Raw genomic sequence first — 21,059 nt, 5'->3', positions numbered from 1 at the left:
ATACTGCGATCAGGGTATTTTTACTCAAAAGGGGGAAAAAGTTTAAGGAATTTATGAAAGAGGTTTAAGGGATTATGGGATTAAAGGATTAACGGCAGTGCGAGCTCAACGCCCAGTGCCCACGTCCTCCATTCTTCTCGCAGTGCTCAGTGCTCAGCGCTCATCTTCCAGTGCTCACTTCTCATACGCTCATCATCCAGCACAAAGCCTTTGTTGATAAACTCGTTGAGTTTTTGGATAGCCCACTTCCTGAAGTCGGTAGCCTGAATGGAATTTACCCGATAGCCTACTGCCAATATGGCTTCAAGCCTATAGAAGTTTGTCTCGTAATTTTTCCCATCAGCGGCAGTTATTTCCATTTTGGAAACAACTGAATCTGCCTCTAGCTCCCCAGTCTCTAATATGTTTTTCAAATGTTACTGATAGCGGGTACATTAACACCAAACAATTCAGACATCGCCTTCTGTGTCAGCCAAAAGGTTCCGTTCTGGAAATAAACCGAGACGTTGACTTTCCTATCCTCGGTGTTGAACAAAAGAATGTCCTGGGGTTTCATCTGTATAAATTTTGGGATTTTCGGTAAAAAATTAATCCGAAAAGATATTAAGGAACTAGTGGATTTACAATTACCAAAGCGATTTTAAAAGTAGTTCCTCATTTCTTTCCTGCCCATAATCACTCAATCTCCCAATTCACCGGCCCCAAATCCGTAATCCCATTGCTCTCAAACTCCAGCCAGCTGTCAATCGGAGTATGGTTCAGGTGCAAAGCATAGCCCGACAAAGTTTCGTTTTCCAAATCCGTTTGGTGGGTACGGTTGATAAGGGACTCTAACTCCTCGTACTGCTTGTCGGTGAGTCCTATGATGATTTTTTTCATATGATAAAAAACTATTATCGTCTCCTAAGAATGGGTTAGGGAATATTTCCGAACTACTTTCCTTCTTCATTTAAAAACCTGATATAATTCCCCAGCAATCCCCTTATCTGTTCGGCGGCGACGGGATTGGCGGAGTGGACATGGTATTTCAGGTTGCGGAGGTCAAGGCCGGACTCGTACACCAGCCACTTGGCGGCAGCGTAGCCATCCGGCAACAGATTGCCATTTTCGTCCTCTCCCAGGTCATTGTCGAAACTGATAAAATCCGGCAGGCCGTTAGTCTTGATATATTCAACAAAAGCATCAAAACTCCTCACTACCTCAAACTCCCCTACCATTGATGAATCATAGACCAAGTCTACAGTGCGGAGATCATCGAGAAAGAGCTTTTTCATGGGGATTTTCTGAGTTGTAGGCTCAAGATAGTCCTATATATTTTTATTAACCATGACAGTGACAGAAGCTGTCGTTATATTTTTGGTTTAAAATTTAAAAGGTTAAAGGTTAACAGTGCCCCCTTCTCCACCTTCCTCTTAATTCCCTTAACTTCTTAATGGTTGAAATACTAATAATAAAAATCAATGCTCATCTCTCAATACCCAATACTTACTGCTCCTTGAACATCAGGCTGAAAGATCGACATCCTGTTTATTCATTCCAGTTTTCTAGTTTCAGCTCATCAATTCTTCCGAAATGCTTGGTGTTATTGGTTACCAAGGTCAGGTCGAGCGATAAGGCAATTCCAGCAATTAAGATATCGATATCATCTATAGGCTCTCCTTTAAATCGCTGTACGGAATAAATTTCTGCTGATTTTCTAATGGATTCCTTGGTAAGATTCAAAACTTTGGCAGTAGAACAAAATTCCTCAAAGACTTCAAGCTGTTTTGAAGCATTCTTAAAAGTCAAACCACTTACAACTTCATAGTAAGTAATAATACTAAGATTGATGCTGTCAAAGGACTTTAGGTATTCTTGGAATTTAGTCACCACCTTCTCATTTCCTTTCAAAAAATAGGATACAATGTCGGTATCAATTAAAGCTGGTTCCATTAAAAAAATCGTGTCCTATTGTTTTTCCTTCTACCTTCTAAATCCCTCGTTAACTCATTAAAAATATCATCTTCTAAATCACTCCAGCACCCTGCAAAAGATAATATCTTCCCCTTGTTGTTTCTTTTTTCGAGAGATTCTAGAAATTGAGAAACATCATGAAGTTTATCTTCGGAAAGGTGGTCTATCCGCCTTTTTAATTTATCCTTTAATTCGTTATTGCTCATAACTTTAACCTCCTTTCCCTAATTATACCCCAATTTACCTTTCAAGGTTTAATTTTCCTATTTTCCTCAGCGTATGATTCAGTTGAAAAGCATAACCGGAGAAGGATTCGTTTTCCAGATCCGATTGGTAGGTACGTTTAATTAGTGTCCATAACACCACTTACTGCTTATGGATAAGTTCTAGGATGATTCTTTTCATATGGTAAAAATTATTATTTCTTATGAAAAACACGGTAGGAATATTTTTTCTTCTCAACACCTTGTCTACCATGTGGATTTAATCGTGGAGGAGCATTTTTTTCGGGATTTTCAATATTGAAAACTCAAGTTAATAACTTATTTTTTGTCAGGGTATTGGTGGTCTAAAGATACGTCTGGACCTCGTGGTCTCTGCTTTAAGCGATTGCTGTTCAACCCTTTCAGGGTTGTTGCTTGGTGGCGGATCTTGTCCCAGGGCTAGCCCTTCAGGCGTCACCCTGGGTTACTGTAATTGAATCCCTTCAGGATTCTTTTTTAGACTATACAATCTGTCAATTTGGTATTTGATATTAACCAACCCTGTAAGGGTTGAACAACAGTAACCCTGGGTCCGCCTGACTGCAAATGCAGGAAAGTGGACCCAGGGAGGTTCAAATTATGCTCTTTCCCGACCCTGAAAGGGGTCGAACGAAGGAAGCCTTGGCAAGATGGACACGTTAATATACAAGACGCTTGTTATTGGAATGGTCCGACGATAGTGAATAGATGTAGGTGTTATTATAGTAGGATACCCGATAAATGTAGGCCTAACCAGGGCTGGATGTCTAAGGGATGTAGGCATGATGTCAGCCACATACTTAACACATTCCCGCCTGTTTGGCTAAAAACCAAGAATTCATTGTATTTTTTTGAGTTTATTTTCTTCAACCGCAAAGAAGCAAAGTGGCGCGAAGAATTGATTGATAAATTTGCGTTCCTTATAATGCTTTGCGGTTAAATTAATCCACATAGGTTTCCTTGATTACCATTTTACAGGCTGCTTGTTCCTTGGCGGATAAACCACCTAGCGTTTTGATAATCCTGGATTTGTCAATTGTCCTGACTTGGTCAAGGATTACCCAGCTAAGTTGATCATTTTGGTTTACCTTAACTCTTGTGGGGTAATTATGAGTCTTGGTAGTCATCGGGGCGATCACTATAGTTCTTAAGTTATCATTCATTTCGTCAGGAGAAATAATGACACAAGGCCGGGTTTTCTTTATTTCACTGCCGACAGTCGGGTCGAGGTTCACCAGGACGATTTGATACTGCATTACTTCCATTCGTCAAAGTTTTCACTCTCAAAGACATCATCGATCAGGAGTTGGTCCTCTCCGCGTTCATTCATTTTCTTGAATGCCTCTCCCCACCCTTTTCTCGGAGAGTTTATCGGCTTTAGGATAATCTTATCCTCCTCAAGGATAATTTCAACCTTATCCTTGATATTGTATTTATCAATTATCGCCTTACTCAACCTAAGACCCTTTGAATTCCCTATTTTGATGATTGATGCTTCCATAGCTTTTTTGTGATTACAAAGTTATTACTTTAACGGCAGGATTGCATGGAAAGTTTAGGCGCAAATATGAGGACCGAGTTGATTCACGTTCCACTGACACCCCATCCGAAGAGCGAAGCTCTGAGGGAGGGCTACGTAAATAAAGACGGTTAATAACAAAAAACCTCCAAATTTCTCCAAAAAGCAGATTGTCCTGCGGTGTACCTTGTACTTGGTACCTAGTACCCCAAATCTACCTCACTATCCAAAAAAACACCTCATGAACCCTTCCATCCTCCATCTCCACTTTCCTGGTTTGATCGGGGGTCCAATCGCCGATAGGGAAACGGTGGGAGATGATGCGGGTGCCGGCGGGGAGCTGTTGGATTTTGGGGAGGAGCTTTTCGTTGATATCCGGGAATAAATAAAGCACCAAAACGGTAGCATCCGAAAAATCCTGCTGGAACAAATCCCCCTGAATGATGGTCACCAGCTCTTCCACACCCTTGCGCTCGGCTCCTACGCGGGCCCTTCTTACCAGTTCATCATCGATCTCCACCCCCACCGACCTGATGCCATACCTCACGCTGGCCTCTATGGGAATCCGTCCGTCGCCAGAACCTAGATCATAGAGCACATCCCCATCTTTAATCTCCGCCAATTCAAATATCACTTCCATCACTTCCTTGGGTGTGGGTACATATGGTACATAATCCGAAAAACCAGGTGAGGTTTCATCCTGGGCTTTTAATGTACCTGTAAATATCAGAATCACAATAGCTGTAATATAAACTCTCATACTTCCTATTTAACGATGTAACCGTAAAAAAGAAACCGCTCTCCAAGAAAGCGGTTCTTATTTATTTAATCTTAAATCCGCCCAAGGTGCGTGTGAATCATCCGGGGTGGACGTTGACACTTTTCTAATTATTTAATGCGAAGAGGCCTTTCCTCTCTGGTCTCCCGTCTTCTGTCTCCGGTCTTCTTTACTGCTCTCCAAATCCGGAAGTCATCCCACCAGCTTCAGGCCTAAAATTGTTGGCTCCTGACAAGAACCACAAGGACATGATCAAGCCCATGGCCTCTATTCATCAGGATATCTTGAAATTTAAGGAGGAAAAGAAACTGATCAAATCCACCCCCATTTTTGCTCCTGCTGGCCAATCCAGCCAGATGATTATCGGGGCGACCAAAGAAAGTGACCTGGACATCATCAAAACCAGCACCACTCTCTATCAGAAATTTAACCTCAAAAGGGTTTATTTCTCGGGTTACGTGCCTGTGCTGGAGCATAAAAATTTGCCCATACTAGGCACGCCAGTCCCATTGGTGAGAGAAAATAGGCTCTATCAAACCGATTGGTTGATGCGGTTTTATCAATTCAATCCCCAGGAGATTGTAAATGAGGACCATCCCAATCTAGATCTCGAAATTGACCCAAAGTTAAGTTGGGCCTTGAGAAACCGGGAATATTTTCCTATTGACGTCAATAAGGCTGATTACCACTTGATACTCAGAATACCGGGCGTGGGAGTGAAATCTGCCAAAAAGATAATAGCGGCCAGAAAATTTGGGGCATTGAATATGGACAAGCTTCGCAAATTTGGAATTGCCATGAACCGCGCCCAGCATTTTATCACCTGTGGAAATCACGTGGGTGCCAGGGACATGGACAGCTTGACCCTGCGTCAACTTATCCTCCAAAATGGCAGCAGCAAATTTTCCGCAAACTTCTCCCCTCAACTTTCCCTTTTCCAATGAGCTATTTTACCTATGACGGATCATTTGACGGCTTGCTGACGGCAATTTTTGAAAGCTACGCCCTAAAAATAGCCGAGCCTCAAATATATATTGAAGGTGATCTGGGGCCACAGCTTTTTGAAAAAATACATAAAGTGTCTGCCGATCAGGAAAAAGCAGAAAGAGTAAAAACGAAAATCCAATCACTCTTGGGAAAAAGTGGTCTTCAGAGTTTATGGAAAGCCACCCTTTCGGAGCAGACAAACGTGGGGAATATCGTATCTGGAGTGGTGCGCTATGCCCTGAAGTCAGAAAAAGATGTGCTCAAGGATTACGGACACCCATCTGTGTTGGCCTTGCAGGAAATCATGAAAAAGCTCAGCAGGGAAAGGCACCGGATGACCGCTTTTGTCAGGTTCAAGTTGGCCTCAGACCAGATTTACTATGCCACCATTGAGCCAGACTTTGATGTGCTGCCGCTGATTTCGGAGCATTTCAAAAACCGGTATGCAGACCAAAAGTGGATGATATTTGACCTCAAGAGAAATTACGGGGTCTTTTATGATTTGACTAAAGTAGTACCCGTAGAATTTCACCAAACTGAAAATTCAGAAACCCCTGCCCTTATCAGCATAGAATGGGACGATACGGAAATGGAATTTCAATCCTTATGGAAAAACTACTTTAAATCCACCAATATAGCCAGCCGCAAAAATCCAAAGCTGCACCTGCAACACGTACCGAAGAGGTACTGGAAATACTTAGTGGAGAAATGAAGGTAGGTCTTCTGCCCAAAACTATTATCTTTGTATTAAATACTTTAGGGGTGCCCCGGCGGGCTGAGATCATACCCTTTGAACCTGATGCAGTTCGGACTGTCGAAGGGAAAAGTCTAGGTCCACATAGAGACCAAACCTAAAGTGTTGTATTTCTGAGTCAAAATTTCACCATAAATGGAAATAATTCTGAACAACACCCCCAAGTCCCTACCCCAGTATGAGCAAATCAGCGCTGCAGAATTGGTATCGGTGACTTTTCCCAATAATGGAAAAGGAATTGCCCTAGCTATAGAAAATCAGGTGATTCCTCGCAATAAATGGACGGAAACCATCATCAGGGATTCCGCAAAAGTGGTAGTATTCAAAGCAACTCAAGGGGGCTGAGATGAAAATTATACTGTTCTCTTCACCCGTCCCGGTACGCAAAGAAGCTGAGCTCATCCGGAGCTATCTAGCCTGTGGAGTAGAACGTTTTCACCTCAAAAAACCCCTTCTTCCCGAAAATGCCCTTGTCCGCTTGGTTGAGCTCATAGGACATGAGCACAGGGAGAAACTTGCCCTGCATTCCCATCACCATATTGCCCGCCCCTTAGGGATCAAAAGACTCCACTTTTCTGAGGTCCTTCGGGAAAGTACGCCGGTCGAGGAAATTGAAAACCAGAAAAATCAGGGATTTCACCTAAGCACCTCTGTCCATTCATTTGACACCCTGGAAACACTACCACCCTACTTTGATTACATCTTCACGGGACCTGTCTTTCCAAGCATTAGCAAAAAAGGATATGGGGAACCCTTTGATCCAAAAAAATGGGAAAAGGTAAGGGATATTGACCACAATCTCATTGCCATAGGGGGCATTACCAACGAAAAGCTTCCCCTGGTGATGGAGATGGGTTTTTCAGGTGCCGCACTGTTAGGAGGCATATGGAAATCCACCCAACCCAAAGCCTTGGAAGAACTAAATTTGGCATTACAATTTAAAGAAAGTGTGTGATGGAAAGATTGCAGTTTATCAGTCATGGCCATACGGCCGAAGAGCAACTTGAGGGAATTAAATTGGTTTTGGATGCCGGCTGCAAATGGGTGCAGTTTAGATGGAAAAGCGCCTCCTTAAACAAGATTCTAAAAATCGGAACGGAAGTCAAAAGCCTTACTGAGGCCTATGGAGCCAAACTTCTGATCAACGATCATGTCAAAGCCGCTCAGGAGCTTGATGCAGATGGGTTACATTTGGGCCTTGATGATGGAAGCATTCCCGAAGCACGTAAGATTTTGGGCGTAAAGAAAATCATCGGTGGAACAGCCAATACCTTGAAGCATGTACAGCAAAGACTTGATGAGGGAGTGGATTATGTAGGCTTGGGCCCATTGAGATTTACAGTCACCAAAGAGAAACTAAGCCCAATCCTCGGTTTTGAGGGATACACGGACATCTGCAGCAAACTGACCTCGGGTCAGGTACCCATTTATGCCATAGGAGGCGTAAATGCCGAGGATATACCGCAATTACTGGAATGCGGAGTTTATGGAGTGGCGGTATCATCTGCCCTTCTGGACGATCCCAATTCAAGTATTAAAAATTTTAACAGAAAACTTTATGAAGCCGCTAAAAATAGCAGATAAGGAATTTACCTCCCGCCTTTTTCTGGGAACTGGAAAATTCGGGAGCAATAAGGATATGGAGGAGGCTGTGCTGGCTTCGGGAAGTGAAATGGTAACCGTGGCACTTAAGAGGGTGGATATGGAAACCGATACCGACCAGATCATCACCCATCTGCAACATCCGCATATTAACCTTTTGCCTAATACTTCCGGAGTCAGAAATGCCAAGGAAGCCATTTTTGCTGCCCAGCTTACCAGGGAGGCCATGGAGACCAATTGGCTGAAGCTGGAAATCCACCCGGATCCAAAATACCTGATGCCGGACCCCATCGAAACGCTTAAGGCCACTGAGGAACTTGCCAAAATGGGCTTTATTGTACTGCCCTACATCCACGCCGACCCTGTGCTATGCAAGAGGCTGGAGGATGCCGGGACATCTGCTGTGATGCCACTGGGTGCCCCCATTGGGACAAACAAAGGACTCAAAGCCGAAACCTTCCTGGAGATCATTATTGAGCAAAGCCGTGTGCCAGTGATCATAGATGCCGGCATTGGAGCTCCATCGGACGCCTCCAAAGCTATGGAAATGGGTGCCGATGCGGTCTTGGTCAATACAGCCATTGCCGTGGCTGGAAATCCAAGGGAAATGGCCAAGGCCTTTAAATTAGCTGTTGAGGCTGGTAGAATGGCATTTGAAGCCAGATTGGGTAAAATCAGCAGCCACGCTGAGGCATCCTCTCCCCTCACCCAATTTTTGAATGAATAACCAAGACCGAATTGTGCAGAAGAGTTTCGTAGAAGTATTTGAAAACCACAGCTGGGATGAAATCAGCGAAAGAATCAACAGCAAGCAGGAAGCAGACGTAATCCGTGCCATCAATAGTCCAAAGCGAAATTTAGAGGATTTTATGGCCCTGATCAGTCCTGCGGCCGAACCGTTTCTGGAAGAAATGGCCCAGGTGAGCCACCAACTGACCAAGGAGAGATTTGGCAAAACCATACAGATGTACGCGCCCATGTACGTGAGCAACGAGTGCCAAAACATCTGTACCTACTGCGGCTTCAGCTTCAACAACCGTGTCCCGCGAAAGACGCTCTCTGACTCCGAATTGCTGGAAGAAGTCGAAGCCATCAAGGCCCTGGGCTTCCAACACGTGCTATTGGTGTCCGGCGAGGCGAATTATACCGTCAACATCAATTACTTCTCCAATGCGGTCAAGCTGATCCGGGATAAATTTGCCAACATATCGATCGAAGTACAACCTTTGGAGCAGGAAGAATACGAAAGATTGCAGGAATTGGGTGTATATGCCGTGCTGGTTTATCAGGAAACCTACCACCGAGATACCTACAAAGTTTATCATCCAAAGGGAAAAAAGAGCAACTTCAATTATCGGTTAGAAACACCTGACCGCGTCGGTAAGGCGAAAGTCCACAAAATTGGACTAGGTGTGCTTCTGGGTTTGGAGGCCTGGAGAACCGACAGTTTCTTCTGTGCCCTGCATCTGGATTATCTGCAAAAGACCTACTGGCAAAGCAAATATTCCATATCTTTTCCGCGCATGAGACCTGCTGAGGGTATAATTGAACCAAATGTGATCGTATCGGACAAAAACCTCGTGCAGTTGATCTGTGCATACCGGATGTTTAACCCTGACGTGGAACTTTCCATTTCCACGAGGGAATCGGAGAAATTCAGAGAATCCGTGGTACCCTTGGGCGCAACGAGCATGAGCGCCGAGTCCAAAACCAACCCAGGAGGCTATGCCGTGGAGCCTGAAACCCTGGAGCAATTTGAAATCTGTGATGAGCGCCCGGCATCTGCGATTGCCAACATGATCAGGAAGAAGGGATACGAGCCAGTATGGAAAGACTGGTTTGTAGGTCAGTAAATTTTCAGATACCCGAAAAGAGTCGGACTAAAGCAATGGTAACCCCGACCAAAAAACCCACCACTGCTCCATTGAGTCGGATGTATTGGAGGTCATCCCCTACCTTATCTTTGATCTGGGTCATGATCTCCTTATCATCCAACCTTCCCAAACTGTCCCTGACCAAGGTCCCAACATGGGGGTGAAATTCATTGATCATATAGGTAATTTTATTCTTTAACCAATTATCTATATTCAACTGTAAATCAACATCATTACGGATCTGATTTATATACTTCTTCACTCCATCTTTGATCATTATCATTAACTCAGTCTCATCATGCTCGAGCTGGGAAGCAAGGGTGGACTGCAGCTTGGTGAGTATGCTCTGAATGATGTGGCTGGCGCCCACATTCAATACCATTTGGTCCTTGAGGTCCTGAATATACCGCACGGATTTTTTGTCCCCTATTCTCAGGTTATTGGCAAATTCCAAAAAGTACGCGTCCATCTTTCGTCTCACCGGGTGGGTGGTGTCCCCCTCAATTTCTCTGGCCATGACCAGAGCCACTTCAATCAATTGCTCGGTGAGAATGTCTAGATCAATTCCTCCGGTCCGTTTCCCCACCCAGATGGCAGACATTTTTATCCAATCGAGTTTGCGGTACTCCTCCAGCACCAGCTTTAGTTTTTCAAAGACAACTTGGCGTGTTTCTGGAGTGCGTAGGGATTTTTCCACCTCCCCGATTACCATACTGACTACCTGTTGGTGCTTTTGGGTTGATACGGTTTCTTCCAGCCATTTGCCCAACGGTTCAGCCACCTCAAAGTCCTTCAGTTGGTCATGGAGCATGTTTTGGATAAACCTGGCCATTTTAGGATCATCCAGGCCTTCGGAAAATTTAAGGATAACCTTTCGGAAAGCAATCAGGGTTTTGTCAAGGTTTTCCGGATCATCAAGCAGCTTCAATATATACTTGGTAATTTCCACTCCCTGGAGCTTTTCCTGAATAATCTCTGGGGACAGCCACTTGGTGGTAACCATTTCGACAATACCCTCGGTAAGCTTATCCCTGTTCTTGACAATGATATTGGTATGCCTTCTCACGTAGGGAATGGGGATTTCATAGAAAAGTGCGCTCACGGCAAACCAATCGGCCAACGCCCCCACTGTGGCGGCCTCAAAACCAGTAGCCAAAACCCTCCAACCAACACCTTCCAACAAGCCCACATGGATCAGCACTTCTGCTACCACAAACCCGCTAATCGCCGCAATCAAAGAATAAAGCCCAATTTTGCTTTTCAAATTAAAAATGATTTGGTGTAGATAGTATAATCAATCTGCTGGGGAATTGTTGCTCGCGGGGAGGAATGGAGCATTAGGTACATCGGGATTAAACTTCGTTATTCTCGCCCCGCCTGTGCGCCGTGGCGTAGCGGGCAAGCATTATTCGACATTTTAGCAAGCTTGACTGTCCTTAGACCACTTCGCTCCTAGTATTCCTAATTTCGTACTTACGAATGGGTACAAAGTACTAGGTACCAAGTACAAAGTATACCGCAAGGCAAGCCGCCTTGAGGAGTAACTTGAAGGCTTTTCTATTATTTAACGTCTTTATTACCCGGGGCCCTCCCTTCGAGCTGCGCCCTTCGGATGGGGCATCAGTGCAACGTAAATAACCTTCATTTATTCATCATTCATAATTCAACATTCATCATTTTAACAAACGTGACTGACCTTAGACCACTTTACACCTCGTAATTAAAACAACTTTGTGCTACTTCTTTTAAACTTTGTGCCCTTCGTGACCCATTTTTTCGTCCTTTGTCACCCATTTTTAATTCATTTCCAGCTTTCTTATACGCTGCATCGGGCCGGGGCAATAGTTGGTGTGGCAGGCGAGGCAGGAATTGACCAGGGTTTGATAATTGGAGAGCAATTCCTCAGGTTCATCGGAGGACTCAAGTACCTTTAGGCTTTCCAGATACCCATTTCCCATCACCTGAAAACTGGCTTGCTGGGATTTATGAGGCTCGGTACCCCGTAAGGTCAACAGCTCCTGATGCTTCTCCACATAAGACTTGATCTGCTCCCCCCTCTCCACAGAAGCTTTAATTTCCTCCATGTCCTCAAACATCTCTCTCATCAGCCAAGCCAATGGTGCATCATCATTTGGGTAGCGTTTGCTATCGCGCTTTTTGTCATCAGAAGTGCTGGCCTGACAGGAGGCAAGGATAAAAATGGCTAAAACCAGGAAGTTTCTCATTTATAATTGCATCAGTAAAACGATAAAATTGCTGCCCACATCTCCCCTCTTCCGTCTCCCGTCTTCGGTCTTCCGTCCCCTCAATCCCAAAAAACTGGCAAAAGGCATCATGGAGCATAACTTTTAAACTTTTCCCTAAAGGTAGTTCTGCGACAAGAATTTCCCAAGGTTTCCCAAAATTCTGCAGAGGCTTTATCCAAATCTTGCTAAATTGGCCGCCTAAAGGCCAATAACCATGATCAAAACGGATATAGAAAGTAGAAAAGAAGTTTCCCTACTGGTGAATAGTTTTTATGATAAAGTAAGGGCTCATGATACTTTGGGACCTATATTCAACGGCATTGTACACGATTGGCCCACCCATCTCGAAAGGCTGACAGACTTTTGGGAAATGGTGATACTAAACACCGGTCCCGGTGCTGGAAAATTCAACCCCGTAAAAGTGCATAGGGATGTGGATCAGGAAACCGACCAACAAATCCAGCAGGCCCATTTTGGCAATTGGCTTGAGCTCTGGTTCACCACCTTGGATCAGCATTTCCAAGGCCCCAACACCAACTTCGCCAAAGAACACGCCCGCAGGATGGCGCATATCCTGTTTTTTAGGATTATGGAAGGCAGAGGGTAATTACCCGGTCACTGCCAAAGTAATCCCGATCAAGATCATGCCTACCAGTAAGCCCCATTTCGAATAACTTTCATGTTTCAACTGAAAGGCCGTGGGAAGCAGCTCGAAAAGGGATATATACACCATGATGCTGGCCAAGAAAACATTGACCATCTGTATGGCATGCATGTCGAAGCTTCTAAAGAACAACAGATAGGCAACCAGCGCGCCCAAAGGTTCCGCAGCGGCGGGTATCAGAGTTAACCAGATGATCCTTTTTTTAACCTTAAGACTATGATAGAGTGGCATTGCCACCGCCATCCCTTCCGGAATATTGTGCAAACCTATAGCTATGGCAATCCCAATTCCCAATTTGGGATCTTGAATGGCAGTCAAGAAAGTAACCAGGCCTTCAGGGATATTGTGCACTGCCAATGCCACAGCTGTGACCATGCCCGCCCGATAAAGTTTGGTCTGTTTCTCATCACTTTCCTCATCTTGGGAAAGCTTTTCAATTTCAAATTTACTGACCTTAAGTTTATCCGTTACGCCTTTGCTCACATGCCCAATCACAGCCAAAACAGCCATTCCTCCCACAAAGGCCAAGGAAACTCTGATAAAGGCTGCCGAGCTCCCCTCCTCATCGGCAAAAAATTTCATGGCCTCCACAATGAGCTCAAAAAAGGAAATAAAAATCATCGCTCCTGCCGCCAAACCGAGTCCAAATGATAATAGGGATTCTTTCTTTCCGTACTTGGTAAAGGCCACTGCACCACCTAAAGCGGTTGACATTCCGGCCAGCAAAGTCAGTACAAAGGCAAAAATCAGATTGTCTTCCATCAATATACTAGCCTTAAAAGACAAAAAATGTTTGGAAAAAAAACTAGCCTGAATCAAAGATCCAGGCTAGTAACCTAACTTTTATGTTAAAATATATTCGAAGTTCTATTTGGTTAAGTTCTTAAAATTGCCTGTCATGGAGGCCTGATTGTGAATGCTTGTTCTTCCAAACACCGTTAAAGTTGAGTTTTCACCAACAAACTCCAACACAGCTCTATTATTTAAGGTAAGATCTCCGTAGACAACCAAATGTCCATTTACAGTCATTTTTCCATTGATAATCAAACCTGAATTTTCTCCCTGCTTACCAACCACAAGATTTCCTCTCATGTTAAACTGCCCTTGTTGATTTACATTTACACGGTTGGTTACGGCCAAAGAACCGCAATATGTCAACTCATCATTTACGTTTACCACGTGCACCAGGGCCGTTCCGGAGTAACCCTGTGCCCCGTTATTCACATTCATGGTAGCATTTCCCGTGTATCTAGGAAGGCCATCACATATAGGGTCGGTTACCTCATCGATTCTGTTGGTTTTGATAACCTGAAGGCCTTCTTTTCCACTTGCTACAAAAATGTAATCATCATTTACTCTTACATAGTTTGACGATCCTCCGATCTCAAGTACGCCTAGTTCCTCAATTTTATTTGCACCAAACTCAGATACGCTCAGCCCAGCTCCCCCATTGGCCATGAAGATATGACCTTGGTTGGTAGAAACGGCATTGGTTACAAAGTCCTCAATGGCAACCTCATTTTCTCCTTCTGGGATAGCCAATCTGTCTACCAACGCACCGCTGATCATGTCATATACGCCAACACCATTAGGTCCTTCGGCAACCAAAAGCTGGTCGCCATGAATATCCATGGTTCTTTTGGAATGGGGAATGGTCAAGTTGACCGGAATATTGCCCGTCACAGAGAAATTTGCCAAATCCAAGAAATTGACACCTTTAGTTCCATCAAGCACGGCCAATTTGCCGTTGCCATATACTACGGAGCGAAGGTCTTCCATTTCTACCTCCTTCACCATTTCCATCGTATTGATATCAAAAATACTGGCCGCACCGGAAGTACCGCTGGTTACAATCACCTTGTTTTCAGTATGGATCACATCCGTACCGGCAGAACCTGACACAGCGTGAAACTTAAAATCATTTGCAAGTTGTCCGTTTGCCACAGATACACTTAGCAGGTTTGATGGAGCTTCAACCCCTTCCTCCTTATAAATATCAGAAGAAATGGCCATGTAAAGCTTACCTGCATCGTAAGTGATGGAGTTGATGTTGGAATGCTTAAATATAGCCTGGCTCACCATATTTGGAGTAGGCAAATTGCTGATATCCAAAACCTCAATAGCCCCGTGGAAAATCGGACCTTGTGTAGTGTAAGCCACATATGCATAATCCCCATCGATAGCGACGTGGTTTGCCTGAAGCGTCACACCGTGGACCACCGGCGGAGCCACCTGTCCCACTAGCTCAAGAGCCATAGTACCTGCCGGCATATTTTCAGAATCCAAGCCTCTGGAGGCCGCATCTGAAAAACCCCTCATTCCCACCACACCTGCAGAAGAAGTCTTAATTCTTTTGGACAAACTCTCGGAATCGTTGTTGATACTAATAGTTGAGTCCTGTCTAGCATTTGGAACTGAATCCTCATTGTTACAGGCCATTAAGCCTAAAAAGAAAACTGCCAAAGCAGAAACCTGTAAAATTCTCATAATACTTCTTTAAAATAACCAATAATAGGATTAAAATATTAGGCGCAAATTAAATCCTAAATATTTAGAAAGCAAGAAATATTATTTGAAATGCAAAAATTATTGTTGAAAAATGTTTTTTGATGGTTTCAAATGCAACTGTAGAGGGAATTATGGTACCAAGTACCAGGTACCACGTACCAAGTATAAAGCCGAAAGTTTTCCCGAGCCTGCGCCTCGGGATAAGGAAAATGAAGGCTGCGCCTTCAAACCCGCAAATACCCACGCAGTGGGCAACCTTAATCCGCCGCCGCGAATACCTGGTACCTGGTACGTTGTACTTGGTACCTTTTTCTGTACTAGGTACTACGTACTAAGTACTATATAATAAGTTCTAACCTAGGGAAATATCACCTGGGCAAGCTTCATCGCCTCTCCAAGCTCCATTTTGTTTAGGCCAAGCTCATGGCCGTTGGCCTCTAATACCTCAATCAACTTCTCGGTAGCCACATTACCTACCAAATCATCCTTGGCCATAGGGCAGCCACCATACCCTCTCAAGGCTCCATCAAATCTGCGGCAGCCTCCTTGGAGACCTGCCTCCACTTTTTCCTGGATAGTATCCGGGGTGCTATGGAAGTGTGCCCCAAACTCGATATGGGGAAATGCCTGGATATTGGTCTCAAATATACTCTTGATCAATTCCGGCTGGGCAACACCGATTGTGTCAGCAAATGAAATGATCTGGACGCCTATTTCATCTAGCTTTTCCACAAACTCCGCCACAAGCTCCGGGGAAAAATCCTCCCCATATGGATTCCCAAAACCCATACTTATATAAGTGACCAATGTTCTACCCTTGGTTTCACAGAGATTCTGGATATTCTCCACAGTTTCCAAGGCATCCTGGATGGATTTATTGGTATTGCGCTGCTGGAAGCTTTCGGAAATCGAAAGCGGAAATCCCAAATAGTCAATTTCATCAAAATGAAGTGCATCCTCTGCACCCCGTACATTGGCTATGATGGCCAAAAGCTTGGACTTGCTTTTAAACAAATCCAAAAGCTCAAGCACTTCCGCCGTATCCCGCATCTGTGGGATGGCCTTAGGGCTTACAAAGCTACCAAAGTCAATGGTATCAAAGCCAACTTCCAGCAGCTGGTTGATGTAAGCGGCCTTCATGGCCGTATCAATAAATCCGCTCATGCCTTGCATGGCATCCCGCGGACATTCGATTATTTTCATGGGGTCATATTCAGGTTCAGCCTAAAATTAGGCAAATTTCCTCAGAATAGGGCCTTTGCTATTCGGTAAGTTGCATCCGCCTTACTCATGGTGTAGTAATGGAGACAAGGGGTACCCCTCTCGATAAGTTCCTTGCTTTGGTGGATTGACCATTCTATTCCCAACTCTTTTACATCCTGGTTGGACTTGCATTTTTCAAGTTCGTCGAGCAAGTCATCCGGCAGATCCAAAAAGAAAGTACGGGGCAGGTTGGTCAACTGACTAAGCGTGGTAATGGGTTTCAGACCCGGAATGATGGGAACGGTGATACCCAACTCCCTAACCTTGTCCACAAAATCAAAGAATTTCTTATTGTCAAAAAACATCTGCGTCACAATATATTCCGCACCAGCATCCACTTTGGCTTTGAGATGCTTGAGGTCAAACTTCATGTTTGGGGCCTCGAAATGTTTTTCGGGATATCCGGCCACACCCACACAAAAGTTAGTATGGAAGCCTACTTCCGTCTCCTCATGCAGATACTTTCCATGGTTCATGTCCACAATCTGCTTGACCAGATCCTTGGAATAATGATGGCCGTTATCCTCAGGCGTGAATTTGGACTCGGTTTTTGGGGCATCCCCCCTTAGGGCCAACACATTTTGGACACCTATAAAATTCAGGTCAATAAGCGCATTTTCAGTTTCCTCTCTCGTGAATCCTCCACAAAGCAGATGGGGAACGGCCTCCACATGAAACCTATGCATGATGGCGGCGCATATCCCTACTGTGCCAGGTCTTTTCTTGGTGCTGACCTTCTCTAAAAGTCCATTGGGGTGCTTTTTATAAATAAATTCCTCCCTATGGTAGGTCACATCCACGAATGGGGGATTAAATTCCATGAGGGGGGAGATTCCCTCCATTAAATGCTGGATACTCTGCCCCTTCAAGGGAGGTAGGATTTCAAAAGAGAACAGACATTTATCCGCCTGCTCTATATATTCTGTAATTTTCATTTATAGCTGTTCTATAGGTTTGATTTCTGGTGTATAGGCAAGATTGGGCGAAAGATAGCGCTCAGCAAGTTCCAGGCTGATCCCCTTTCTATTGGCATAATCGGCTACCTGGTCTTTGCCGATTTTCCCCAAACCGAAATACTTGCTCTCCGGATGGGCAAAGTAAAAGCCGCTCACTGCAGAAGTAGGCAACATGGCAAAGCTCTCCGTAAGCCTCACCCCTATCTCTCCAGCGTTTAGCAGGTCAAACAAGGTTGCTTTTTCCGAGTGTTCGGGACAGGCTGGATAGCCCGGAGCCGGCCTGATCCCCTGGTATTTCTCACGGATCAAGTCTTCATTTTCCAAAGTCTCCCCTTCCGCATACCCCCATTCTTCTTTTCTTACTTTTTGATGAAGGTATTCCGCTGCGGCCTCAGCCAGTCTGTCGGCTAGGGCTTTGAGCATGATGGCATTATAGTCATCACCTGCCTTTTCATATTCGGCAAGCTTGGCTTCCATGCCAATACCAGCTGCCACGGCAAAAGCCCCAAGATAATCTTTTTCTTTAGGTGAAAGAAAATCCACCAGGGAACGGTTTGGAACCCCTTTTCCCTTTTTCCCCTGCTGACGCAGAAAATGAAAGGTTGGGTTTCCATCGGCCTCTACTTCTACATCCTCACCAATCCTTTGAACGGGAAATATCCCATACACTCCTCTTGCCTCAAACCACTTCTCCTCTACAATCCTATCCAGCAAGGCGTTGGCCTCTGCGAAAAGCTTTTTGGCTTCATTCCCAACCACCTTGTCTTCCAAAATCTTCGGATACCGCCCGCTTAGCATCCAGGTGCTAAAGAATGGAGTCCAATCAATATAATGGCGCAAAACCGCTATATCAAACCCAATCGTTTTTCTTCCCAAGCTTTTTGGCACCACCGGTTTAGTAGCGGATAGGTCTGCGGCATTTTCCACCGCCTGCCCAAAGCTAACCAACTGCTTGGCTTCTTGCTTAGCCTCATGGGCCACACGGAGGGAGGCATATTCAGTTTTTACCTTTTCTTTAAACACTTCCCTGCCGCTCTCCTGGATCGACTCACCCACAATGGGAACGGACTTCGAGGCATCCTGTACATGGACCACAGAACCGGAATAAACGGGGTCAATTTTCACCGCAGTATGGATTTTACTGGTGGTGGCGCCGCCTATCAGGAGAGGTAGTTTTAGCCCCTGACGTTCCATCTCACTGGCCACATTAACCATGGCATCCAAAGAAGGGGTAATCAGACCACTTAGACCTATCACATCCACATCCTGTTTTACGGCTTCATCGATGATCTTCTGTGCATCCACCATCACGCCCAAATCCACGATCTGGTAGCTGTTGCAGGCTAAAACTACCCCGACAATGTTTTTTCCAATATCGTGGACATCCCCTTTTACAGTGGCTAAAAGCACTTTTTTGATCTTGCCCTGGCTGGCTTCATAGCCCTCATCTCCCGCTTTGGGCATGAAGGGCTCAAGGTAGGCCACTGCTTTTTTCATCACTCGGGCTGACTTCACCACTTGGGGCAAAAACATCTTCCCTTCACCAAAAAGGTCTCCCACCACGTTCATTCCGTCCATCAATGGGCCTTCAATCACCTTTAATGGACTTTGATATTTTAACCTGGCCTCTTCGGTATCATCAATGATATGATCGATAACGCCCTTCACCAAAGCATGCTCTATCCTTTTCTCCACACTTTCCTGACGCCATTCTTCAGAAGCCACCTCTTTTTTATCCTTGGACCTCACCGTTTCGGCAAATTCAAGCAGCCTCTCAGTAGCATCTTCCCTCCGGTCGAAAAATACATCCTCCACCCTTTCCAGTAGCTCCTTGTCAATGTCATCATAGACTTCCAGCATGGTGGGGTTCACAATCCCCATGTCCATCCCGTGTTTGATGGCGTGATATAGAAAAGAGGCATGCATAGCTTCCCTTACGGGGTTGTTACCCCGGAAAGAAAAGGAGACATTACTTACTCCTCCACTTACCCTTGCCCCTGGCAGGTTGGATTTGATCCATTTGGTGGCCTCAAAGAAATCAAGCGCATTTCTGCGATGCTCCTCCATCCCGGTGGCCACCGGAAAAATATTGGGGTCAAAAATGATATCGGCAGGGTTAAACCTGGCCTTTTGGGTCAACAGGTCATAACTCCTCTTACAGATCTCCACCCTTCTCTCATAGGTATCGGCTTGTCCGTCCTCATCAAAAGCCATCACCACGACAGCCGCTCCAAATTTCTTGATGGTTTTGGCTTGGTGGAGAAACTCCTCCTCCCCGTTTTTCAGGCTTATGGAATTCACAATCCCCTTCCCCTGTATGCATTTGAGTCCCGCCAGGATGATATTCCACTTGGAGCTGTCTATCATGATGGGGATTCTGGATATTTCAGGTTCTGAGGCAATAAGGTTCAGGTATTTCACCATGGCCGCTTCTCCATCCAGCATGCCTTCATCCATGCATACATCCAACACCTGGGCACCGCCTCTCACCTGTTCAAGAGCCACTTCCAAAGCCTCCTCATAATCCCCATTTAAAATCAAACGGGCAAATTTCTTGGAGCCGGTCACGTTGGTCCTTTCTCCGATATTGACAAAATTGATTTCAGGAGTGATGAGCAAAGGCTCCAACCCTGAAAGTTTCAATGGAAATGTCTTATTCATATAGGTAGGTTTGATTCGGTTTGCAATGTTGCTTTTCTGGGTGAATAGCTAGCTGAGACTTGTGCCAATGCAGCAATATGATCCGGAGTAGTGCCACAGCACCCTCCAAGGATATTGATGTACCCTTCCTTGAGAAAAACCTCCGCCTGCTTGGCCATTTCTTCTGGACCCTGGTCGTATTGCCCAAACTCGTTAGGCAAACCGGCATTGGGGTAGGCAGACACGTAGAATGGGGCCTTTTCAGAAAGTACTTTTAAATAAGGTCTCAGCTCCTTGGCCCCCAAAGCACAGTTAAGGCCTATACTTAACAAGGGGACATGTGAAAGTGAGATCAGAAAAGCCTCAGTAGTCTGGCCGGAAAGGGTTCTGCCAGAGGCATCGGTAATGGTGCCACTGATCATAATAGGGATCCCTCCTTCCTCTGGGGAAAGGGGAATACCTTTTTCTTCAAACACATCTTGAATAGCGTATAGAGCGGCCTTGGCATTCAAGGTATCAAAAATAGTTTCCACCAATAAAATATCTGCCCCTCCATCCAGCAGCCCCCTCACCTGCTCGGCATATGCCTCGGCTAGTTGGTCAAAGGTAATGGCCCTAAATCCCGGGTCGTTGACATCAGGGGAAATGGATGCCGTCCTGTTGGTGGGACCAATGGCTCCGGCCACAAACCTGGGCTTATCCGGATTTTGCTCAGAATAGGCCAATGCTTCCTTTTTGGCGATCTCGGCCGACTTCAGATTCAGCTCATAGGCCAAATGCTCAAGTCCATAATCGGCTTGGGCAATGGTGGTGCTGCTAAAGGTATTGGTTTCGATAATATCCGCCCCAGCATCCAAATATGCCCTATGGATGGCCGCAATCACATCGGGACGACTCAAGGACAAAAGGTCATTGTTTCCCTTTAGGGATTTGGGATGATCTTGTAGTTCTGGAGTTCTAAAACCCTCTTCTGTAAGCTGGTAGCGCTGAATCATGGTCCCCATGGCCCCATCCAGAATCAGGATCTTTTGACGGAGGGCTTGGAGTAATAGGTCTGTTCGGTTTGGCATATA

General features: G+C 45.1%; 24 protein-coding genes and 1 riboswitch. Of the genes, 8 read left to right on the top strand and 16 right to left on the bottom strand.

The window, feature by feature from the left end; all coding sequences use genetic code 11:
• Positions 1 to 146: 146 nt before the first annotated feature.
• The 8 genes from rhuM to KIH41_RS02410 form a co-directional block, all read right to left on the bottom strand.
• Positions 147 to 413: a RhuM family protein gene (gene rhuM / locus KIH41_RS02445; RefSeq protein ID WP_214161401.1), complete on the bottom strand. Its 267-nt coding sequence runs from the start codon at positions 411 to 413 to the stop codon at positions 147 to 149.
• A gap of 262 nt (positions 414 to 675) precedes the next feature.
• Positions 676 to 879 carry a hypothetical protein gene (locus tag KIH41_RS02440; protein ID WP_214161400.1) on the bottom strand — a complete coding sequence of 68 codons (204 nt, stop codon included), beginning with the start codon at positions 877 to 879 and terminating at the stop codon, positions 676 to 678.
• A 53-nt stretch (positions 880 to 932) separates the two neighbouring features.
• Positions 933 to 1,274 carry a cyclic-phosphate processing receiver domain-containing protein gene (locus KIH41_RS02435; RefSeq protein ID WP_214161399.1) on the bottom strand — a complete coding sequence of 114 codons (342 nt, stop codon included), beginning with the start codon at positions 1,272 to 1,274 and terminating at the stop codon, positions 933 to 935.
• A 253-nt stretch (positions 1,275 to 1,527) separates the two neighbouring features.
• On the bottom strand, positions 1,528 to 1,932 hold the full coding sequence (locus KIH41_RS02430; RefSeq protein ID WP_214161398.1) for a type II toxin-antitoxin system VapC family toxin: 405 nt from the start codon (positions 1,930 to 1,932) through the stop codon (positions 1,528 to 1,530).
• Positions 1,932 to 2,159 (bottom strand): hypothetical protein, encoded by a 228-nt coding sequence (locus KIH41_RS02425; protein ID WP_214161397.1) that lies wholly within the window; start codon positions 2,157 to 2,159, stop codon positions 1,932 to 1,934. The genes KIH41_RS02430 and KIH41_RS02425 overlap by 1 nt, the downstream gene beginning before the upstream one ends.
• Before the next feature lie 977 nt (positions 2,160 to 3,136).
• Positions 3,137 to 3,460, bottom strand: a complete 324-nt coding sequence (locus tag KIH41_RS02420) for a type II toxin-antitoxin system PemK/MazF family toxin (RefSeq protein ID WP_214161396.1) — start codon at positions 3,458 to 3,460, stop codon at positions 3,137 to 3,139.
• Positions 3,451 to 3,696, bottom strand: a complete 246-nt coding sequence (locus KIH41_RS02415) for an AbrB/MazE/SpoVT family DNA-binding domain-containing protein (RefSeq protein WP_214161395.1) — start codon at positions 3,694 to 3,696, stop codon at positions 3,451 to 3,453. The genes KIH41_RS02420 and KIH41_RS02415 overlap by 10 nt, the downstream gene beginning before the upstream one ends.
• Before the next feature lie 232 nt (positions 3,697 to 3,928).
• The gene (locus KIH41_RS02410; RefSeq protein WP_213946113.1) at positions 3,929 to 4,474 is read right to left on the bottom strand and encodes an SAM-dependent methyltransferase; all 546 of its coding nucleotides are present in this window, start codon (positions 4,472 to 4,474) and stop codon (positions 3,929 to 3,931) included.
• Positions 4,475 to 4,713: 239 nt separating this feature from the next.
• Between KIH41_RS02410 and KIH41_RS02405 the strand changes: the two genes are divergently transcribed.
• The 7 genes from KIH41_RS02405 (at position 4,714) to thiH (ending at position 9,688) form a co-directional block, all read left to right on the top strand.
• A complete protein-coding gene (locus tag KIH41_RS02405) occupies positions 4,714 to 5,436 on the top strand; it encodes a hypothetical protein (RefSeq protein ID WP_214161394.1) in 723 nt (240 codons plus the stop codon).
• The gene (locus KIH41_RS02400; RefSeq protein WP_213946147.1) at positions 5,433 to 6,191 is read left to right on the top strand and encodes a TIGR03915 family putative DNA repair protein; all 759 of its coding nucleotides are present in this window, start codon (positions 5,433 to 5,435) and stop codon (positions 6,189 to 6,191) included. Before KIH41_RS02405 ends, KIH41_RS02400 begins: the two co-directional genes overlap by 4 nt.
• 36 nt (positions 6,192 to 6,227) lie before the next feature.
• Positions 6,228 to 6,319: riboswitch (TPP riboswitch) on the top strand.
• Between the two features lie 49 nt (positions 6,320 to 6,368).
• Positions 6,369 to 6,578 carry a sulfur carrier protein ThiS gene (gene thiS, locus KIH41_RS02395; RefSeq protein ID WP_213946148.1) on the top strand — a complete coding sequence of 70 codons (210 nt, stop codon included), beginning with the start codon at positions 6,369 to 6,371 and terminating at the stop codon, positions 6,576 to 6,578.
• 1 nt (position 6,579) lies between these two features.
• Positions 6,580 to 7,188, top strand: a complete 609-nt coding sequence (locus KIH41_RS02390) for a thiamine phosphate synthase (protein WP_214161393.1) — start codon at positions 6,580 to 6,582, stop codon at positions 7,186 to 7,188.
• Complete coding sequence (thiE, locus tag KIH41_RS02385; protein WP_214161392.1) at positions 7,188 to 7,817, top strand: thiamine phosphate synthase; 630 nt, start codon at positions 7,188 to 7,190, stop codon at positions 7,815 to 7,817. The genes KIH41_RS02390 and thiE overlap by 1 nt, the downstream gene beginning before the upstream one ends.
• Positions 7,792 to 8,562 carry a thiazole synthase gene (locus KIH41_RS02380; protein ID WP_214161391.1) on the top strand — a complete coding sequence of 257 codons (771 nt, stop codon included), beginning with the start codon at positions 7,792 to 7,794 and terminating at the stop codon, positions 8,560 to 8,562. The genes thiE and KIH41_RS02380 overlap by 26 nt, the downstream gene beginning before the upstream one ends.
• The gene (gene thiH, locus KIH41_RS02375) at positions 8,555 to 9,688 is read left to right on the top strand and encodes a 2-iminoacetate synthase ThiH (protein WP_214161390.1); all 1,134 of its coding nucleotides are present in this window, start codon (positions 8,555 to 8,557) and stop codon (positions 9,686 to 9,688) included. The genes KIH41_RS02380 and thiH overlap by 8 nt, the downstream gene beginning before the upstream one ends.
• Positions 9,689 to 9,692: 4 nt before the next feature.
• On the opposite strand, the gene KIH41_RS02370 is transcribed toward thiH, so the two are convergent.
• Positions 9,693 to 10,973 (bottom strand): DUF445 domain-containing protein, encoded by a 1,281-nt coding sequence (locus KIH41_RS02370; RefSeq protein ID WP_214161389.1) that lies wholly within the window; start codon positions 10,971 to 10,973, stop codon positions 9,693 to 9,695.
• A gap of 532 nt (positions 10,974 to 11,505) precedes the next feature.
• Positions 11,506 to 11,934 carry a hypothetical protein gene (locus KIH41_RS02365; protein ID WP_214161388.1) on the bottom strand — a complete coding sequence of 143 codons (429 nt, stop codon included), beginning with the start codon at positions 11,932 to 11,934 and terminating at the stop codon, positions 11,506 to 11,508.
• Positions 11,935 to 12,169: 235 nt separating this feature from the next.
• Here KIH41_RS02365 and KIH41_RS02360 point away from each other — a divergent pair, with 235 nt between their 5' ends.
• Positions 12,170 to 12,562: a group III truncated hemoglobin gene (locus tag KIH41_RS02360; RefSeq protein ID WP_214161387.1), complete on the top strand. Its 393-nt coding sequence runs from the start codon at positions 12,170 to 12,172 to the stop codon at positions 12,560 to 12,562.
• Here the strand turns inward: KIH41_RS02360 and KIH41_RS02355 are convergent, their stop codons facing one another.
• From KIH41_RS02355 to KIH41_RS02330, 6 genes are all read right to left on the bottom strand, one after another.
• A complete protein-coding gene (locus KIH41_RS02355; protein ID WP_213946156.1) occupies positions 12,563 to 13,381 on the bottom strand; it encodes a ZIP family metal transporter in 819 nt (272 codons plus the stop codon).
• A gap of 105 nt (positions 13,382 to 13,486) precedes the next feature.
• Positions 13,487 to 15,106, bottom strand: a complete 1,620-nt coding sequence (locus tag KIH41_RS02350; RefSeq protein WP_214161386.1) for an LVIVD repeat-containing protein — start codon at positions 15,104 to 15,106, stop codon at positions 13,487 to 13,489.
• Between the two features lie 378 nt (positions 15,107 to 15,484).
• Complete coding sequence (locus KIH41_RS02345; protein ID WP_214161385.1) at positions 15,485 to 16,330, bottom strand: hydroxymethylglutaryl-CoA lyase; 846 nt, start codon at positions 16,328 to 16,330, stop codon at positions 15,485 to 15,487.
• Between the two features lie 41 nt (positions 16,331 to 16,371).
• Positions 16,372 to 17,325, bottom strand: a complete 954-nt coding sequence (gene metF / locus KIH41_RS02340; RefSeq protein ID WP_214161384.1) for a methylenetetrahydrofolate reductase [NAD(P)H] — start codon at positions 17,323 to 17,325, stop codon at positions 16,372 to 16,374.
• Complete coding sequence (metH, locus tag KIH41_RS02335; RefSeq protein WP_214161383.1) at positions 17,326 to 20,007, bottom strand: methionine synthase; 2,682 nt, start codon at positions 20,005 to 20,007, stop codon at positions 17,326 to 17,328.
• Entirely contained in the window at positions 20,004 to 21,056 is a 1,053-nt protein-coding gene (locus tag KIH41_RS02330) for a homocysteine S-methyltransferase family protein (protein WP_214161382.1), read from the bottom strand. The genes metH and KIH41_RS02330 overlap by 4 nt, the downstream gene beginning before the upstream one ends.
• Between the last annotated feature and the right edge of the window lie 3 nt (positions 21,057 to 21,059).

Origin of the sequence: Litoribacter ruber (assembly GCF_018500185.1) — a bacterium.
In the GTDB taxonomy this organism is placed as follows: Bacteria; Bacteroidota; Bacteroidia; order Cytophagales; family Cyclobacteriaceae; genus Litoribacter; species Litoribacter ruber.
This window is presented reverse-complemented; position numbering and strand designations above follow the sequence as displayed.

What these genes read in the sequence shown, in the direction of transcription:
- KIH41_RS02345 (WP_214161385.1), bottom strand. Translation starts at nt 16,330, where the DNA reads ATGAAAATAATCGAATGTCCGCGGGATGCCATGCAAGGCATGAGCGGA.
- KIH41_RS02425 (WP_214161397.1), bottom strand. Translation starts at nt 2,159, where the DNA reads ATGAGCAATAACGAATTAAAGGATAAATTAAAAAGGCGGATAGACCAC.
- KIH41_RS02350 (WP_214161386.1), bottom strand. Translation starts at nt 15,106, where the DNA reads ATGAGAATTTTACAGGTTTCTGCTTTGGCAGTTTTCTTTTTAGGCTTA.
- KIH41_RS02355 (WP_213946156.1), bottom strand. Translation starts at nt 13,381, where the DNA reads ATGGAAGACAATCTGATTTTTGCCTTTGTACTGACTTTGCTGGCCGGA.
- metH (WP_214161383.1), bottom strand. Translation starts at nt 20,007, where the DNA reads ATGAATAAGACATTTCCATTGAAACTTTCAGGGTTGGAGCCTTTGCTC.
- KIH41_RS02400 (WP_213946147.1), top strand. Translation starts at nt 5,433, where the DNA reads ATGAGCTATTTTACCTATGACGGATCATTTGACGGCTTGCTGACGGCA.
- thiE (WP_214161392.1), top strand. Translation starts at nt 7,188, where the DNA reads ATGGAAAGATTGCAGTTTATCAGTCATGGCCATACGGCCGAAGAGCAA.
- KIH41_RS02430 (WP_214161398.1), bottom strand. Translation starts at nt 1,932, where the DNA reads ATGGAACCAGCTTTAATTGATACCGACATTGTATCCTATTTTTTGAAA.
- thiH (WP_214161390.1), top strand. Translation starts at nt 8,555, where the DNA reads ATGAATAACCAAGACCGAATTGTGCAGAAGAGTTTCGTAGAAGTATTT.
- KIH41_RS02435 (WP_214161399.1), bottom strand. Translation starts at nt 1,274, where the DNA reads ATGAAAAAGCTCTTTCTCGATGATCTCCGCACTGTAGACTTGGTCTAT.
- KIH41_RS02420 (WP_214161396.1), bottom strand. Translation starts at nt 3,460, where the DNA reads ATGGAAGTAATGCAGTATCAAATCGTCCTGGTGAACCTCGACCCGACT.
- KIH41_RS02380 (WP_214161391.1), top strand. Translation starts at nt 7,792, where the DNA reads ATGAAGCCGCTAAAAATAGCAGATAAGGAATTTACCTCCCGCCTTTTT.
- KIH41_RS02360 (WP_214161387.1), top strand. Translation starts at nt 12,170, where the DNA reads ATGATCAAAACGGATATAGAAAGTAGAAAAGAAGTTTCCCTACTGGTG.
- metF (WP_214161384.1), bottom strand. Translation starts at nt 17,325, where the DNA reads ATGAAAATTACAGAATATATAGAGCAGGCGGATAAATGTCTGTTCTCT.
- KIH41_RS02415 (WP_214161395.1), bottom strand. Translation starts at nt 3,696, where the DNA reads ATGGAAGCATCAATCATCAAAATAGGGAATTCAAAGGGTCTTAGGTTG.
- KIH41_RS02390 (WP_214161393.1), top strand. Translation starts at nt 6,580, where the DNA reads ATGAAAATTATACTGTTCTCTTCACCCGTCCCGGTACGCAAAGAAGCT.
- thiS (WP_213946148.1), top strand. Translation starts at nt 6,369, where the DNA reads ATGGAAATAATTCTGAACAACACCCCCAAGTCCCTACCCCAGTATGAG.
- KIH41_RS02440 (WP_214161400.1), bottom strand. Translation starts at nt 879, where the DNA reads ATGAAAAAAATCATCATAGGACTCACCGACAAGCAGTACGAGGAGTTA.
- KIH41_RS02365 (WP_214161388.1), bottom strand. Translation starts at nt 11,934, where the DNA reads ATGAGAAACTTCCTGGTTTTAGCCATTTTTATCCTTGCCTCCTGTCAG.
- KIH41_RS02330 (WP_214161382.1), bottom strand. Translation starts at nt 21,056, where the DNA reads ATGCCAAACCGAACAGACCTATTACTCCAAGCCCTCCGTCAAAAGATC.
- KIH41_RS02410 (WP_213946113.1), bottom strand. Translation starts at nt 4,474, where the DNA reads ATGAGAGTTTATATTACAGCTATTGTGATTCTGATATTTACAGGTACA.